The 15740-nt window shown below is 63.0% G+C and carries 13 protein-coding genes and 1 tRNA gene; 13 read left to right on the top strand and 1 reads right to left on the bottom strand.

The annotated features are described in order from the left end of the window. Position 1 precedes the first annotated feature (1 nt). The 13 genes from hflC to ACO1P8_RS00895 all read left to right on the top strand — a co-directional run bounded on the left by hflC (position 2) and on the right by ACO1P8_RS00895 (position 14273). Positions 2-949, top strand: a complete 948-nt coding sequence (gene hflC / locus ACO1P8_RS00955; RefSeq protein ID WP_486294059.1) for a protease modulator HflC — start codon at positions 2-4, stop codon at positions 947-949. Between the two features lie 183 nt (positions 950-1132). Further along, positions 1133-2290, top strand: a complete 1158-nt coding sequence (locus ACO1P8_RS00950; protein WP_486294058.1) for an ATP phosphoribosyltransferase regulatory subunit — start codon at positions 1133-1135, stop codon at positions 2288-2290. A 72-nt stretch (positions 2291-2362) separates the two neighbouring features. After that, positions 2363-3658 carry an adenylosuccinate synthase gene (locus ACO1P8_RS00945; protein WP_094841268.1) on the top strand — a complete coding sequence of 432 codons (1296 nt, stop codon included), beginning with the start codon at positions 2363-2365 and terminating at the stop codon, positions 3656-3658. A gap of 12 nt (positions 3659-3670) precedes the next feature. Beyond that, on the top strand, positions 3671-4213 hold the full coding sequence (locus tag ACO1P8_RS00940) for a phosphoribosyltransferase (protein ID WP_094841269.1): 543 nt from the start codon (positions 3671-3673) through the stop codon (positions 4211-4213). Between the two features lie 176 nt (positions 4214-4389). Continuing rightward, positions 4390-4602 carry a 30S ribosomal protein S21 gene (gene rpsU / locus ACO1P8_RS00935; protein WP_006218592.1) on the top strand — a complete coding sequence of 71 codons (213 nt, stop codon included), beginning with the start codon at positions 4390-4392 and terminating at the stop codon, positions 4600-4602. 47 nt (positions 4603-4649) lie between these two features. After that, positions 4650-6662, top strand: coding sequence for a DNA primase (gene dnaG, locus ACO1P8_RS00930; RefSeq protein ID WP_486294057.1), 2013 nt, complete (start codon positions 4650-4652; stop codon positions 6660-6662). A gap of 692 nt (positions 6663-7354) precedes the next feature. Beyond that, positions 7355-9610, top strand: coding sequence for an RNA polymerase sigma factor RpoD (gene rpoD, locus ACO1P8_RS00925; protein ID WP_486294056.1), 2256 nt, complete (start codon positions 7355-7357; stop codon positions 9608-9610). A 35-nt stretch (positions 9611-9645) separates the two neighbouring features. Next, positions 9646-9724 (top strand) — tRNA-Ile (locus ACO1P8_RS00920). A gap of 135 nt (positions 9725-9859) precedes the next feature. Next, positions 9860-10714: a helix-turn-helix domain-containing protein gene (locus tag ACO1P8_RS00915; protein WP_486294055.1), complete on the top strand. Its 855-nt coding sequence runs from the start codon at positions 9860-9862 to the stop codon at positions 10712-10714. 191 nt (positions 10715-10905) lie between these two features. After that, positions 10906-12774, top strand: coding sequence for an amidohydrolase (locus ACO1P8_RS00910; protein WP_486294054.1), 1869 nt, complete (start codon positions 10906-10908; stop codon positions 12772-12774). A 16-nt stretch (positions 12775-12790) separates the two neighbouring features. Beyond that, on the top strand, positions 12791-13270 hold the full coding sequence (locus ACO1P8_RS00905; RefSeq protein ID WP_486294053.1) for a DoxX family protein: 480 nt from the start codon (positions 12791-12793) through the stop codon (positions 13268-13270). After that, entirely contained in the window at positions 13267-13557 is a 291-nt protein-coding gene (locus ACO1P8_RS00900) for a XapX domain-containing protein (RefSeq protein ID WP_486294052.1), read from the top strand. Before ACO1P8_RS00905 ends, ACO1P8_RS00900 begins: the two co-directional genes overlap by 4 nt. Beyond that, positions 13554-14273, top strand: a complete 720-nt coding sequence (locus ACO1P8_RS00895; RefSeq protein ID WP_486294051.1) for a YoaK family protein — start codon at positions 13554-13556, stop codon at positions 14271-14273. Before ACO1P8_RS00900 ends, ACO1P8_RS00895 begins: the two co-directional genes overlap by 4 nt. A 390-nt stretch (positions 14274-14663) precedes the next feature. On the opposite strand, the gene ACO1P8_RS00890 is transcribed toward ACO1P8_RS00895, so the two are convergent. After that, on the bottom strand, positions 14664-15716 hold the full coding sequence (locus tag ACO1P8_RS00890) for a threonine aldolase family protein (protein WP_486294050.1): 1053 nt from the start codon (positions 15714-15716) through the stop codon (positions 14664-14666). Positions 15717-15740 lie beyond the last annotated feature (24 nt).

Genomic DNA, 15740 nt, shown 5'->3' with positions numbered 1-15740 from the left:
CATGCAACGTCTACTGCCCATACTGGTCGGCCTGCTTATCGTGCTGGCCGCGCTTTCATCCTGCGTTTTCATCGTCCGCGAACGCGACTATGCACTGGTGTTCTCGCTGGGCGAGGTCCGCAAGGTCATCAGCGAGCCCGGTCTTTATTTCAAGGCGCCGCCGCCGTTCCAGAACGTCGTCACGCTGGACAAGCGCATCCTGACCATCGAGTCGACCGACGCCGAACGTATCCAGACGGCGGAAAAGAAGAACCTACTGATCGACTCGTACGTGAAGTGGCGCATCGCCGATCCGCGCCTGTACTACATCACCTTCGGCGGCAACGAACGCGCTGCTCAGGAACGCCTGCAGGCGCAGATCCGCGACGCCCTGAATGCGGCCGTCAACGTCCGTACCGTCAAGGACGTTGTCTCGACCGAACGTGAAAAGGTCATGGCGGAGATCCTCTCCAACGTTGCCAAGCGGGCCGCTCCGCTGGGTGTGCAGATCGTCGATGTGCGGCTGCGCCGGATCGAATTCGCGCCGGAGATCTCCGAGTCCGTCTATCGCCGTATGGAAGCCGAACGCAAGCGCGTGGCCAACGAGCTGCGCTCGATCGGCGCGGCCGAAGGTGAAAAGATCCGTGCGGAAGCCGACCGCCGCCGCGAGGAAATTCTGGCCGATGCCTATGCGAAATCGCAGGCCATCATGGGCGAGGGCGACGCCAGGGCCAGCAGCATCTATGCCGATTCGTACGGCAAGGATCCGGTCTTCTACACCTTCTACAAGAGCCTGGAAGCCTACCGCTCGTCGTTCTCGAAGCTGGGCGACCTGCTGGTGGTGGATCCCAGTTCGGAGTTCTTCCAGTTCTTCAAGTCCTCGGTTGGGGTGCCCGGTGCGCCCAGCGGCACCCTGGGCGGTATCCCGGGCAGCACCACGCCGGGGACCCTGCCGGACGTCAAAAAGTAGGGGATAGCGGGGTTGCGGCATGGGCTGGCGGGATCGCCCGAACCATGTACAATACCCCGTAAGCTTTAAAACATTCCGCAGCGGCTGAGCGGGCTTACGCCCCTCAGCCGCTTTTTCGTTTGTTTGTCGTTCGGGTATCGTCTGGCGCGGCCCTTTCTTTCTAGGCATGATCAGGTAATTAACATGGGCAACTGGTTGCTCCCCGAGCGCCTGGCGGACATTCTGCCCGCCGAGGCCCGGCGCATCGAGGAACTGCGTCGCAAACTGCTCGATCTCTACCGTACCTACGGTTTCGAGCTGGTCGCGCCGCCCCTGGTGGAATACATCGACTCCCTGCTGTCCGGTACCGGCACCGACCTGGACTTGCGCACCAGCAAGCTGGTCGACCAGCTTTCGGGGCGGATGCTGGGTGTGCGCGCGGACATGACGCCGCAGGTTTCGCGCATCGATGCGCATCTGCTGAACCGTGCGGGGGTTACCCGCCTGTGCTATTGCGGCACGGTGCTGCATGCCCGTCCGACGGATCTGCTCTCCAACCGCGAATTGCTGCAGATCGGCGCCGAAATCTACGGCCATGCGGGCGTGGAAGCGGACATCGAAATCCTGCGGCTGGTGCTCGATACCGTCACTATCGCCGGCGTGCATCAGCCGCGCCTGGATCTGTGCCATCCGGGGGTAGTACGCGCCATCATAGACGCGGACCCGGCGGCCAGGGCGCATGGCGAGCAGATCCACGCGCTGCTGCGCGACAAGGACGTCCCGGGCCTGCTGGATCTGGGCCGCAGTCCGGACGGCCCCAGCGCACAGACCACGCAGACGCTGCGCACACTGGCCGGCCTCTACGGCGACATCGGCACGCTGGCCCGAGCCCGCGCCGAACTCCCGCCGCTGCCCGGCATTGCGCAGGCGCTGGAAGCGCTTGAAGCACTGGTACGGGCGCTGCCGGAACTGCGCGTCAGCATCGATCTGGCCGATGTGCGCGGCTACGGCTATCACTCCGGCGTGACTTTTTCGCTTTACGCGGAAGGGTGGCACGACGCCCTGGTCAGCGGCGGCCGCTACGACGATGTCAGCCGCGTCTTCGGGCGTGCCCGCCCGGCGACCGGTTTCAGCCTGGACCTGCGCAAACTGGCCGCCGGCCTGCCGCCGGCGGAACGTTCGCGCGCCGTGCGCGCTCCCTGGGGCCAGGATGCCGCCCTGGTGGCCGCGGTCCGTGGCTTGCGTCAGTCCGGCGAGATCGTCGTGCAGGTGCTGCCGGGCCACGAGCACGATCAGGACGAATTCATCTGCGACCGTGAGCTCACGCTCCACAACGGCGCATGGCAGGTTCGCAACCTTTGACTCATCCCCTCTTTCAAGAGGGTCCCGACGGAATCCGCGGTTTCCCGCGAAACTCGATATTCAATCTCGATCATGAGCAAGAACGTAGTCATTATCGGCACCCAGTGGGGTGACGAAGGCAAAGGAAAAATCGTCGACTGGCTGGCGGAGTCCGTCCACGGCGTCGTGCGTTTCCAGGGTGGCCACAATGCCGGTCACACGTTGTGGATCAACGGCAAGAAAACCATCCTGCGCCTTATCCCGTCGGGCATCATGCACCCGGGGGTCACCTGCTACATTGGCAACGGCGTCGTGCTGTCCCCGGAAGCGCTGCTCAAGGAAATCGAAGAGCTCGAAGCGGCCGGCCTGGATGTGCGCTCGCGCCTGCAGATTTCCGAAATCTGCCCCCTGATCCTTCCGTACCACGTCGCCGTGGACCAGGCTCGCGAAAAGCGCAAGGGTGAAGGCAAGATCGGCACGACCGGCCGCGGCATCGGCCCCGCGTACGAAGACAAAATCGCCCGTCGCGCCCTGCGCGTTCAGGATCTGTTCGACGCCGACCTGTTCGACCAGAAGCTGGCCGAAGTGCTGGATTACCACAACTTCGTGCTTACCCAGTACCTGGGCGCGGAGCCGGTCTCCGCCAACCAGGTACGCGACCAGGCCATGGCGTTGGCGCCGGCCATCGCCCCGATGGTGCGCGACGTATCGAGCAATCTGTTCGCCGCTCAGAAAGCCGGACAACGCCTGTTGTTCGAAGGCGCCCAGGGCGCGCTGCTGGATGTCGATCACGGCACCTATCCCTACGTCACCAGCAGCAACTGCGTCGCCGGCGCGGCGGCGGCGGGGGCGGGTGTCGGTCCGCAGTCGCTGGATTACGTCCTCGGTATCACGAAGGCATACACCACGCGCGTCGGCTCCGGCCCGTTCCCCACCGAACTGCTGGACGAAATCGGCGCGCGGCTGGCTAACATCGGCAAGGAGTTCGGCTCCGTGACCGGACGTCCGCGCCGCTGCGGCTGGTTCGACGGCGCTGCCCTCAAGCGTTCCGTCCGTCTGAACGGTATCACCGGCCTGTGCATTACCAAGCTCGACGTGCTGGATGGACTCGAAACCATCCGCCTCGGCGTGGGTTATCGGGTCAATGGCGAATTCCGCGACGTGCTGCCCTATGGCGCCGTGGAAGTCGCCAAGGCCGAAGCGGTGTTCGAGGAATTGCCCGGCTGGTCCGAATCCACCGTCGGCATTACCGAATACGAAAAGCTGCCGGCTGCCGCCCGCGCCTACCTGGAACGCGTGGCGCAAGTATGCGAGGTGCCGATCGACCTGGTGTCCACCGGTCCCGATCGCGCCGAAACCATCGTCCTGCGTCATCCGCTGAAGGGGTAGGAGCGTACCGCCATGGCTCTACCGCCGAGCACCGACAAAGACCTCTGGGTCAGCTGGGATGAATACCACCGGCTGATCGAACAGCTGGCCCTGCAGGTTTACCGTTCGGAATGGCAGTTCGACCAGATCCTGTGCCTGGCGCGCGGCGGCGTGCGGGTAGGCGATGTGCTCTCCCGTATTTTCGATGTGCCGTTGGGGATCCTGGCGACCAGCAGCTACCGCGAGGCTGCGGGCACCAAGCAGGGTGCGCTGGATATCGCCCAGTTCATCACCATCACGCGAGGTAGCCTGGCGGGCCGCGTCCTGATGGTCGACGACATGGTCGACACCGGTCTGACCTTCAACCGCGTAATGGAACATCTGCGTCACCAGTTTCCGGCGATCACGGAGCTGCGCAGCGCCGTTCTATGGTGGAAGGGGCACGCCAAGGCTGTCCCTGATTATTACGTCAGCAAACTGATGACCAATCCATGGATACATCAGCCCTTCGAGGACTACGACAGCCTGCGGCCCCACCAGCTAGAGGCATGGACAAGGAAGGGCTCGACGTCCTGACTTTCAGCGTGCTATAATCTCCTGTTACCAAGTCAGGGTTTCGACTCTGCAGTACCTATTCAGTCCGGATACGGTGCCAGTTCAGTGCCGGCGTCGTATCGAAGAGGGTATCGAAAGACAATCGATTCACCCTGGCGACTTCACCCTATTTTTTTGCTCCGCACCGCTCAGCACCTATGCCTATTGTTCGCCTGAAGGAAAACGAACCGTTTGAAGCCGCCCTGCGCCGCTTCAAGCGCACCATCGAAAAAACGGGTCTTCTGACCGAACTGCGTTCGCGCGAGTTCTACGAGAAGCCCACGGCAGAGCGCAAGCGCAAGCACGCCGCCGCGGTGAAGCGCCACTACAAGCGGATTCGTAGCCAGCAACTGCCCCCGCGTCTGTATTGACGCCTGTATTTTGATTTGTGGATCGATCCAAATCGATTCGAATTTGATTGATTCCAGAATCTTTCATACAGGAACTGCTCGCCCGAGTCGACGTTGTCGATGTGGTTGGGCGTTATGTGCAGTTGCGCAAGGGTGGGGCCAACCTGCTTGGCCTGTGTCCCTTTCATAACGAAAAAAGTCCTTCCTTCACGGTAAGTCCGACCAAGCAGTTCTATCACTGCTTTGGTTGCGGTGCTCATGGCAGCGCAATAACTTTCCTGATGGAGCACACGGGCGCCAGCTTCCCTGAAGCGGTGCGTTCGCTGGCCGGCTCCGCCGGCATGACCGTGCCGGAAGAAGACCGCAGTCCGCGCCAGCGCGCGGAATCCGCGCGGCGCAAGGAAGAGGTCTCGCGCCATACCCAAGTGCTCGAGGCGGCGCAGGCTTACTACCTGAAGCAGTTACGGGCTTCCGCGCCCGCCATCCGTTATCTCAAGCAGCGTGGCCTGACGGGCGAGATCGCACGTCAGTTCGGCCTTGGATGGTCCGGTACCGATCGGCAGGGGCTGGCCCAGGTGTTCAGTCGCTACGACGATCCCGTGCTGGTGGAGGCCGGCCTGGTCATCGAGGCCGAAGATGGGCGCCGGTACGACCGCTTTCGCGAGCGCGTCATGTTCCCGATCCGCAATGCCCGCGGCGTGTTGATCGGGTTCGGTGGGCGGATCATTGGCAAGGGCGAACCCAAATACCTGAATTCCCCGGAAACACCCATTTTCTCGAAGGGTCATGAGCTCTACGGCTTATGGGAGGCGCGGCAGGCCATGCGCGTCGAGGGCCAGGTCATTGTGGTCGAGGGCTATATGGGTGTGGTCGGCCTGGCGCAACTGGGACTGGGCAACGCCGTGGCCACCCTGGGCACGTCGACCACGCCGGACCACGTCAAGAAACTGTTGCGTGCCAGCGATCGTGTGGTGTTCAGCTTCGACGGCGACAAGGCTGGACGGCGCGCGGCCTGGCGCGCCTTGCAGGCCTGTCTTCCGGTTCTGCGCGATGACATCAATCTGCGCTTTCTATTCCTTCCCGCGGAGCACGATCCGGATTCGTATGTGCGCGAATTCGGTGCGGAGGCCTTCCGTGCCAGCTTGGGCGAGGCCACGGCCCTGTCCCGGTTCCTGCTCGACGAATTGGCGTCCCGCCACAATCTTGCCGAAGCGGAGGGTAGGGCGGCCTGCATGCACGAGGCGCGGCCCCTGCTGGGCGCGATCCCGGCTTGCGGGTTGAAGACACAGATAGAGCGCGAGCTGGGCAAGCTGGTGCAATTGACGCCCGAGGAAGTCGCCCAGGCACTGGCCCAGCCCGCGGGGCCGCCCGCCAACCCGTCGGGTGTCGTTGCGGTGGGCGCCTCGGGACATTCGCCAGGGCCGCGTTCGGAAGTGCCCTTCGACATGGGCATGGAGGCGGATGCGCCGCCGCCTGACTTCTCCTACGAGCCCATTCCCGACGGGGCCGGTGAGCCCTCATGGGAAGGCGGCCGACAGGAAAAAAAGGGTCGGTTCAACGGGCGGCGCTTCGACGCCAGGCCGGGCGGAAAGTGGTCGCGCCGGGACGACCGGGACAAGGTCGGCGGCGTGATAGAGCCGCGCCGTCCCGTTCCCACCATGGCGCGCCGCCTGCTGCGGCTGCTGCTCTCTCACCCTGAGCTGGTGGATACCATGGGGGATCAGCAGCTTGAAGTATTGGATCGGGGGCCCCACCTTGGTATGGTCAGGGATCTCATCGTGCTGGCCCAGCGCAGCGGCGCGCGCCATCTGGGCGCCTTGCTGGAGGCGGCGGAGCCTGAATCGGATATCCAGCTGGTATTGCGCAGCATGAGCGCGGACGTGGTCGGTGAAGAGGACCTTCCCAATCCGCAGGCGGAATGGGACGACGCGCTACATCGCATCGAATTCGTAGCTATTCGGGCCGAGATCGATGAGTTGGCGCGGTCCGGCCTTCAGACGCAGCAGGACCGGGATAGGTATCAGGAACTTTCCAAGCGTTTAGCGGCAATTAAGCATGCCGGGAGTGACTCAATAGGGTAAAATCAAGGGTTTTCCTGACTGGAAAGGTTGTCCGGCGAGCGTTTACGCCTTGGCTTGGTCCACACCCTGGTCTACACCTTCCATCCGGGCCGCCCAGAACCACGCGGTTGCGGCACTGTCTAATGTGGATGATTCGGGTAGTTGTGGGTGATCCGGGTAGTTCGGATCGGGTTCGGCCGTGATTGGGGCCGTAATTGGGACCGTAATTGGGGCCGCAATTCCGCCGTGATCGGGATGTATGGCGATTGCGTGGCCATGTCGGCGTGTCGGACGAGCCCTTGGCGGTTGTGTTGTCCCGGTTGAATGCAAGCATTCTACCGAAGGCATCGTAACAAAGCATTGACACGAGATTACTCAAGGTACCAGAAATCAGGAAGAGCAGGGCCCAATAGTTGGATGGCGCAGGACAGAAATTACCGGACTCCTGCGTGGCCAACCGGGATGGGACGTAAGTTGCGGCACATGTGCCCGAACATTGCAAGACCAGGTGCTGCACCACGCCAAGATCAGGCCCGCAGCCTCGCCCATCAGGGGCTTCTGCAATGTTCGCGCATGGGGCGTGACGAACCGGCCGATCTCCAAGCACTGTTGTTAGTTTTTAAAGTACGCGGCTTGACTCGGCCGGGGCATCAGTCCCGACCGTCGATAGCGGTGCGGCAGGCTTTCCGCCTGCAACGACCACGGAAGCGACTATGACGAAATCCATCGGCAAAACCTCCTCAGCAGTTGAAATGGCCGAAGAAGCCAAAACGGCCAGGCCCGCTGCCAGCAAGGCGGCGGAAAAGACATCGGCCAAAGCGGCCGTCAAGGTTGCGCCCAAGTCCGCCACCGTGAAGCCGGCCGCCGCGAAGAAAGCTGCCAAGGCCGACACCCCCGAGAAGGCCGCCAAGGCGAAGAAGGCCGAAGACAAGCTGGCCGAACTGGTCGGTCGCCCCGCGTCCGTGCCCAGCGGCCGCCGTCCCGGCCGGCCCGCCAAGAACCAGAACAACGACAACGCCGATTTCGACGATGCCGGTGACGGCGAGGGCGAAGTCCTGCCTGAACTGAAGCCGGTCAAGCGCGGCGGCAAGCGCGGCAAGGGCGATCCCAAGGATCTGATCGCCCGCGGCCCCGTCACCCCGGAAGAATACGAAGCCCGCCGCAACCGCCTGAAGCAGCTGATCAAGCTGGGCAAGGACCGCGGCTACCTGACCTACGGCGAAATCAACGACCATTTGCCGGACGACCTGGTCGATGCGGAAGCCATCGACGGGATCATCAGCACGTTCAGCGACATGGGGATCGCGGTCTACGATCAGGCCCCCGATGCCGAAACCCTGCTGATGAGTGAAAACGCGCCGGTCGCGTCCAACGACGATGACGTGGAAGACGAAGCCGAGGCCGCGCTGACCACGGTGGACTCCGACTTCGGCCGCACGACGGATCCGGTCCGCATGTACATGCGTGAAATGGGTTCGGTCGAGCTGCTGACGCGCGAAGGCGAAATCGAAATCGCCAAGCGCATCGAAGACGGCCTGAAGCACATGGTCATGGCGATTTCCGCCTGCCCCACCACGATCAACGAGATCCTGGCGCATGTCACGCGTGTGCGTGAAGGCCAGGCGCAGATCGACGAAGTCGTGGACGGCCTGGTCGATCCGGAAGACGGCGAGGAATACGCCGGCGCCGGTGTGACGGCCGAAGAAGACGAGAACGACGACGGTCCGGCCGGCGGCATGAGCAGCAAGCAGCTGGAAGACCTGCGCGTCAAGGCCCTGGCCAAGTTCGACGAGGTCGGCAAGCAGTTCGAAAAGATGCGCGGTGCCTACGAACAGGAGGGCTACCGGTCGACGATTTATCTGAAGGCGCAGGAAGCCATCCAGAACGAGCTCATGGGCATCCGGTTCACCGCCAAGATGGTGGAGCGCCTGGCCGACACCCTGCGCAACCAGGTCGAGGAAGTGCGCCAGCTCGAACGCGCCGTCCTGCACACCTGCGTGGATCGTGCCGGCATGCCGCGGTCGCATTTCATCAAGGTGTTCCCGGGCAACGAAACCAACCTTCAATGGGTCGTGGATGAAGTCGCCGCTGGCCACCCGTACGCCGAGACCCTGGAGCGCCAGGTGCCGGCCGTGCAGGAATTGCAGCAAAAGCTGATCGATCTGCAATCGCGAGTCGTTCTGCCGCTGAAGGACCTGAAGGAAGTCAACAAGCGCATGGCCACCGGCGAAGCCAAGGCTCGCAAGGCCAAGCGCGAAATGACCGAGGCCAACCTTCGCCTGGTGATCTCCATCGCCAAGAAGTACACCAACCGCGGTCTGCAATTCCTGGATCTGATCCAGGAAGGCAACATCGGATTGATGAAGGCGGTGGACAAGTTCGAGTACCGGCGCGGCTACAAGTTTTCCACGTATGCCACATGGTGGATCCGCCAGGCCATCACGCGATCGATCCCCGACCAGGCGCGAACCATCCGTATCCCGGTCCACATGATCGAAACGATCAACAAGATGAACCGGATCAGCCGTCAGATCCTGCAGGAGACGGGTGCCGAGCCCGATCCCGCGACGCTGGCGCAGAAGATGGACATGCCGGAAGACAAGATCCGCAAGATCCTGAAGATCGCCAAGGAACCGATCTCCATGGAAACGCCCATCGGTGACGACGACGATTCGCACCTGGGCGATTTCATCGAAGACACGGCCACCCTGGCGCCTTCGGATGCTGCCTTGCACGGTTCCATGCGCGATGTGGTCAAGGAAGTGCTAGACTCTCTGACTCCGCGCGAGGCCAAGGTTTTGCGCATGCGCTCCGGCATCGAGATGAGTACGGACCAGACGCTGGAAGAAGTCGGCAAGCAATTCGACGTCACCCGCGAACGGATCCGCCAGATCGAAGCCAAGGCCTTGCGCAAGCTGCGCCATCCCAGCCGTGCCGACAAGCTGAAGAGCTTCCTGGAAGGCCAGTAACAAGGCCGGGCGCGCGCAGGATACAAGATCAATAAGGGCCTCTAGCTCATGCCTGGTTAGAGCAGCGGACTCATAATCCGTTGGTGCCGAGTTCGACTCTCGGGGGGCCTACCAAGCAAATCAAGGGCTTACAACGTTCCTCGTTGTAAGCCCTTTTTTCATGCGTGTCCCGTGGCCATGGTGTGGTCGCTCTCCTATCGAGCCGGTGCCAGACCTGCTTAAATGATCGATCCTTGGACGAGCATCGGCATGGCGTCAACGAACGAGTCGGGATCGCAGCCCCGCAGGAGCTGCAAGCTGGAAGTCGGCGCGCTGGGAATCGAAAGAGCGCAATCGATGGCGCCTCTGGCAGATCCCATCGATGTGCCGGTTGCCAGCCGCACGGCGATCATCGTCCAGAACAGGCCCTTTCCGCTGCACAGGCTGTGGCGCTCGCGGAAACTGGTGTATCAAGGGTCCCATAAGGCGGGCGGCATCTCGATCACCAATCTGGAAGAAGAGTGGCGATGCCATCATCTTTCCGCCTTCGATAATTTCCGCATCCAGATCGATCATGAACGACTGCGCGAGCTGGCGGCCCAGAGCGGCGCGGCGCGCGACTTTTTCCTGCGCAATCCGGCGGGCAGGGTGGACAGGACGATGCTGTCGCTGGTGAACGCGATCGCCCCGGCCCTGGAGTGCCGCAATGACTTGGACCGGCTATATATCGATCACATCGCCAGCGCGATGATGATCCATATTATTTCCACCTACGGCGGCCCCCTGCGATGCGGCAGCTATGTCCCGAGATTGGGCGCACGTCGTGAAAGGCGCATCGTGGAATATATGCGCCACCATGTCGCCACCAATATATCCGTCGAGGACATCGCTGCCGAATGCGGGATTTCGGCGGGACATTTCACCAAGGCATTCTTCCAATCGACGGGATTGACGCCGCATCAGTGGATTCTGCGTGCCCGTGTCGATCTGGCCAAGGACATGCTGCGCCAGGATATCGATATCGCCAGCATCGCGCACAACTGCGGCTTTTCGGACCAGAGCCATTTCAGCCGTGTGTTCAAAAAGCTGACAGGCGTGTCGCCCGCCCAGTGGAGAAAAAACTAGGGTCTGTCAGTATTGTGAGCGGTCGGACCGGCGAGGTAGGCTGTCGCCGTTTTATCCAAATCACCGCACTTTTGTCCAATACCCTTTTCGACCGGCAAGGTATCTTGCGGCTGCGTTTTCTCGCCCCAATCAACCACCGCTAGTTCCTCGCCGGCGCCAACGCGGGCGGTACTCGCAATCGGAGTTTCGTCATGACCGAACCCTCCACTCCGGACCTTGTCCTGGTCAATGGAAAGTTCACCACGCTGGATCGCGCCAACCCGCAGGCGGATGCGGTAGCGGTGCGGGATGGCCGGTTTGTCGGCGTCGGGCTGCGCGACGACATCATGAAACTGGCCGGCCCACGCACGCAGGTGATAGACCTGAATGGCCGACGTGTTATCCCCGGCCTGATCGACAGCCACATGCATATCATCCGCGGTGGGCTGAACTACAACATGGAGCTGCGCTGGGATGGGGTGCGTTCGCTAGCGGACGCCATGCGCATGCTCAAGGACCAGGTAGCCCGCACGCCCGCGCCCCAATGGGTGCGGGTGGTAGGGGGGTTTACCGAACACCAGTTTGTGGAAAAGCGTCTGCCGACGATAGACGAATTGAATGCCGCGGCGCCCGATACGCCGGTATTCATCCTGCATCTGTACGACCGCGCGATATTGAATGCCGCCGCGTTGCGCGCGGTGGGATATACCAAGGACACACCGAATCCCCCCGGCGGCGAGATCATGCGGGATGCCCATGGCAACCCCACCGGGTTGCTGCTGGCCAAGCCCAACGCCACGATCCTGTACGCGACCCTGGCCAAGGGGCCGAAGCTGCCGCCGGAATACCAGTTGAACTCCACGCGCCATTTCATGCGGGAAGTGAACCGGCTGGGCGTGACGGGCGTGATCGACGCCGGCGGCGGCTTCCAGAACTACCCCGAGGACTACGCCATCATCGAACAGCTGCATGCGGCGGGGCACCTGACCGTGCGACTGGCCTACAACCTGTTCACGCAAAAGCCCAAGGAAGAACTGAACGACTTCAAGACGTGGACGGCCGCCGTCAAGCCGGGGCAGGGAGACGATCTGTACCGCCATAATGGCGCGGGCGAAATGCTGGTGTATTCCGCGGCGGACTTCGAGGATTTCCGCGTCGAACGTCCTGACATGCCTCCCTCCATGGAAGGAGACCTGGAACCGGTGATTCGCATGCTGGCGGAGAAGCGCTGGCCGTGGCGCCTGCACGCCACGTACGACCAGACCATTTCCCGTGCTCTGGATGTCTATGAGAAAGTGGCGCGCGACGTTCCCTTCGACGGCCTGAACTGGTTCTTCGATCATGCCGAAACGATCTCGGACCGCAATATCGATCGCATCGCCGCGCTGGGCGGCGGCATTGCTGTGCAGCACCGCATGGCCTACCAGGGTGAATACTTCGTCGAACGCTACGGTGCCAGGGCAGCGGAGGCCACGCCGCCGGTGAAGCGGATGCTGGAGAAGGGCGTCAAAGTGGGCGCCGGGACCGACGCCACGCGCGTGGCGTCGTATAACCCCTGGGTCTCCCTGTATTGGCTAACGACCGGCAAGACCGTGGGCGGCACGTCCATGTATCCGCAGGCCAATGTGCTGGATCGCGAAACTGCGCTGCGCCTTTGGACCGAAGCCAATACCTGGTTCTCGTCGGAAGTCGGCAAGAAGGGCCAGATCAAGGTCGGCCAGCTGGCCGACCTGGCGGTACTTTCCGCCGATTACTTCGCCGTACCCGGCGACGAAATCCAGGACATCACGTCCGTCATGACTGTGCTGGGCGGCAAGGTTGTCTACGGCGACGGGGAGTTCGACGGACACGCCCCGGAGATCCCGCCGGCGATGCCCGACTGGTCGCCCGTGCGTCACCGTGGGGGCTACCAGGCGCGCGCGCAGGCATCCCGCCGCACTGCGTTGAAGACCCTGTGCGGCTGCGCGCAGTCTTGCGGCGTGCACGGTCATGCGCACGCGCGGGCGTGGACCTCCAGCACGCCGGTTTCCGATGAGAAAACATTCTGGGGCGCGCTGGGCTGCTCTTGCTGGGCTTTTTGAACGAGCGGAACGCGCCATGAATCCATTGTCCGATTCTTCCTCGCCGCAGTCCGGCGCTCATCCGCGCTTGCCGCGCGGCCTCCACTGGGTCGCGTTGCTGCTGCTCTGCGCCGCCTATCTGCAGGGCGGCCTGGTCAAGCTTTATGATTTCCCCGGCGCGGTAACGGAAATCCAGCGGCTGGGCCTGGCTCCGGCACAGCCCATGGCCGTTGCCGTCATCGTATTGGAGCTGGGCGCATCGGCCATGATCCTGCTGGGACGGTGGCGCTGGCTGGGCGCTTTGCTGCTGGCCGCGTTCACGCTGGCCGCCACCTTTCTCGCGCTCCGTTTCTGGAGCGCCCCGCCCGATGCCCGCTTCGCGATGGCGAATGCGTTCTTCGAGCACCTGGGGCTGGTGGGCGGCTTCCTGCTGGTCGCGTGGGAGGACTTGTCCAGGCAGCATGTCCCTCCGTCGACCCATGCTTTCCCCCGCGCCATCACAGGAGTGCAGTCATGAAGGTGTATTTGATCTCGCTGGGCGCGGGTATATTGGTGGGCATTATTTATTCGCTGCTCGGCGTGCGATCGCCCGCTCCACCGGCGATCGCCCTGGTGGGTCTGCTGGGCATGCTGATCGGAGAGCAGGTCCTGCCACCAGTAAAGCGGATGATGGCCGGGGAGCCGGTCACGACGGCCTGGTTCCGGCAGGAATGCGTGCCCAAGATTACGGGCAATGCACCAAAAGCCGCGGCGTCCTCGGACGCCGCCGACGCCGACTGCGATCCACCGTCCAGGAGCCAATGATGGCATCGACGTACCAGGCGCCCCAGACCTCGCAATCGGCGGCGGCCGACATTCCGGGCTGGCTGCTATCGTTCGCCGCCGGCTACGTGGATGTCGTGGGCTTCGCGGCGCTGTTCGGCCTGTTCACGGCGCACGTGACGGGCAACTTCATCATGATCGGCGTGCAGCTTATCGGCGCGTCGGAGGGCCTGCTCACCAAGCTGTTGGCATTGCCGACCTTCGTCCTCGCGGTGGGCTGCACCCGTTTGCTCGAAACCACGCTGCGCCGCCGGAAACAACCCGTCATCGCGGTGCTGTTCTTCCTCGAGGGTACGTTGCTGGCGGCTTTCATGGTGGCAGGGCTGGTGGCCAGTCCCATGAGCGATCCGAGCGCACCCCTGGTCATCGTATGCGGCTTGCTGGGCGTGGCCGCAATGGGCGTGCAAAACGCGATGTCGCGCACCATTCTGTCCGATGCCGGCCCCACTACCATCATGACCGGTAATACGACGCAGATCGTGATCGACGCGGTGGACCTGCCTCGCGCCACACCGGAGGCCCGCGCCGCGATCCGGCGCAGGATGGGAAAGATGTTGCCGGCGGTGATCGGCTTCGCCCTGGGCGCCATCATCGGAGCGTTTGCGTTCAAGCTGGGCTCATTCTGGAGCGTATTGCTGCCCACTGTGCTCCTGCTCGGTCTGGCCGTACGGCTTCGCAGGGAAACGCAGTCATTCTGAACCCGAAAAAAAACGCCACGGCCGGGGCCGTGGCGATAAGTGCGCTACGTTCGCTTATACGGTGCTGCGAGACCGATAAAAAGCGGACGCGCAACAGTACCAAAGCGCCCTTATCGCAAGGGCCGCGGCGCCCTTAGTCGTGCAACGGAGTGTGTCTTTCGGCTTTGCGTGAACCGAAATACGAAACTGCTTTTTTCGGCCGTGGTTTGCGCTGCCAGGTCGATCGGTCTCGATGACGTGAAATACCTGTCGATACAATATTGCGTTGGTCCGACCGCTGGGGCGGCGCAAGGCAGCAGGGCTGCGCGTGGCCCATGCACAATGCCGCTCATGTTCGCTGGATACGCGTGCTGCCTGCCTCGGCTGGCCGGGAAGCGCGCTCGGGTCGCGTCAGAGCAGCGCGCATCGCACGATATCGACCAGCGTGCCAGCCTCCGCCTCGTCCATATCGAAGCGCGTGACCAATCGGATCACGCCGCCGCGGCGGCGGCCGAAGCGCGCGCCGGCGGCCTCGATCGCCTGGATGGCGGGGGCCGGCATGCGCAGGAACAACATATTGGCGTCGACCGGGGCGGCCAGTTCCACGCCTGGCAATGCGGCCAATTCCTGGCTGAGGCGCGCGGCGATGGCATTCGAGTGGCGGGCCAGGCGTAGATACAGGTCGTCTTGTACGTAAGCCAGCAATTGGGCCGAGGCGAAGCGCATTTTCGACCAGGTCTGGCCGGCGCGGCGCAAGCGATAGGACAGGGACTCCACCAGATCCGCATCGAATACGACGATGGCGTCGGCATTCATGCCGCCATTCTTGGTGACACCGAAGGAAAGGATGTCGACGCCGGCACGCCAGGTCATCTCGGCCGGACTGCATCCCAGCGTGGCAAGTGCGTTGGCGAAGCGCGCGCCGTCCATGTGGAATCGGATTCCGGCCTCGTGGGCCATCGCACCGATCGCGGCGATCTCGTCGCGGCGATACACCGTCCCGTATTCGCTGGCCTGGGTGATCGTGACCGCGTCGGGCTGGGACCGGTTGCGTATACCGCGCTCGGCGGCCGCCAGGGCATCCCGCAGGGTTGCCGCGGGCAGTTTGTAATTTTCGCCGGGCAGCGCCACCAGTTTCGCGCCGCCGCTATAGAACTCCGTGGCGCCGCCTTCCGATGTATGAACGTGCGCTTCCTGATGACAGTAGATCGCGCCCCACGGTCGTGCGCAGCAGGCCAGGGATAAGGCGTTGGCCGCCGTGCCGGTGGCGACCGGAAACACCGTGACCGGCGCTTCGAACAGCGCCGAAAAGGCCTCGTTGACGGCCGCGCTGTAGTCGTCGTCGCCGTAGGAGGCGGCGGGATCGCGATTGGCCGCCTCGATGGCGCGCAAAATCTCCGGGCTTGCCGTACCGACGTTGTCGCTACGGAAATTCAGCGTGACCTTGGTTGAGGCATCGTTCACCTTGGACTCCAGGCAGCATCGTCG

It is taken from the genome of Bordetella sp. (genome assembly GCF_057362025.1).
Note: the sequence above shows the minus strand (reverse complement) of the source record. Positions and strands in the feature narration are given on the sequence as shown.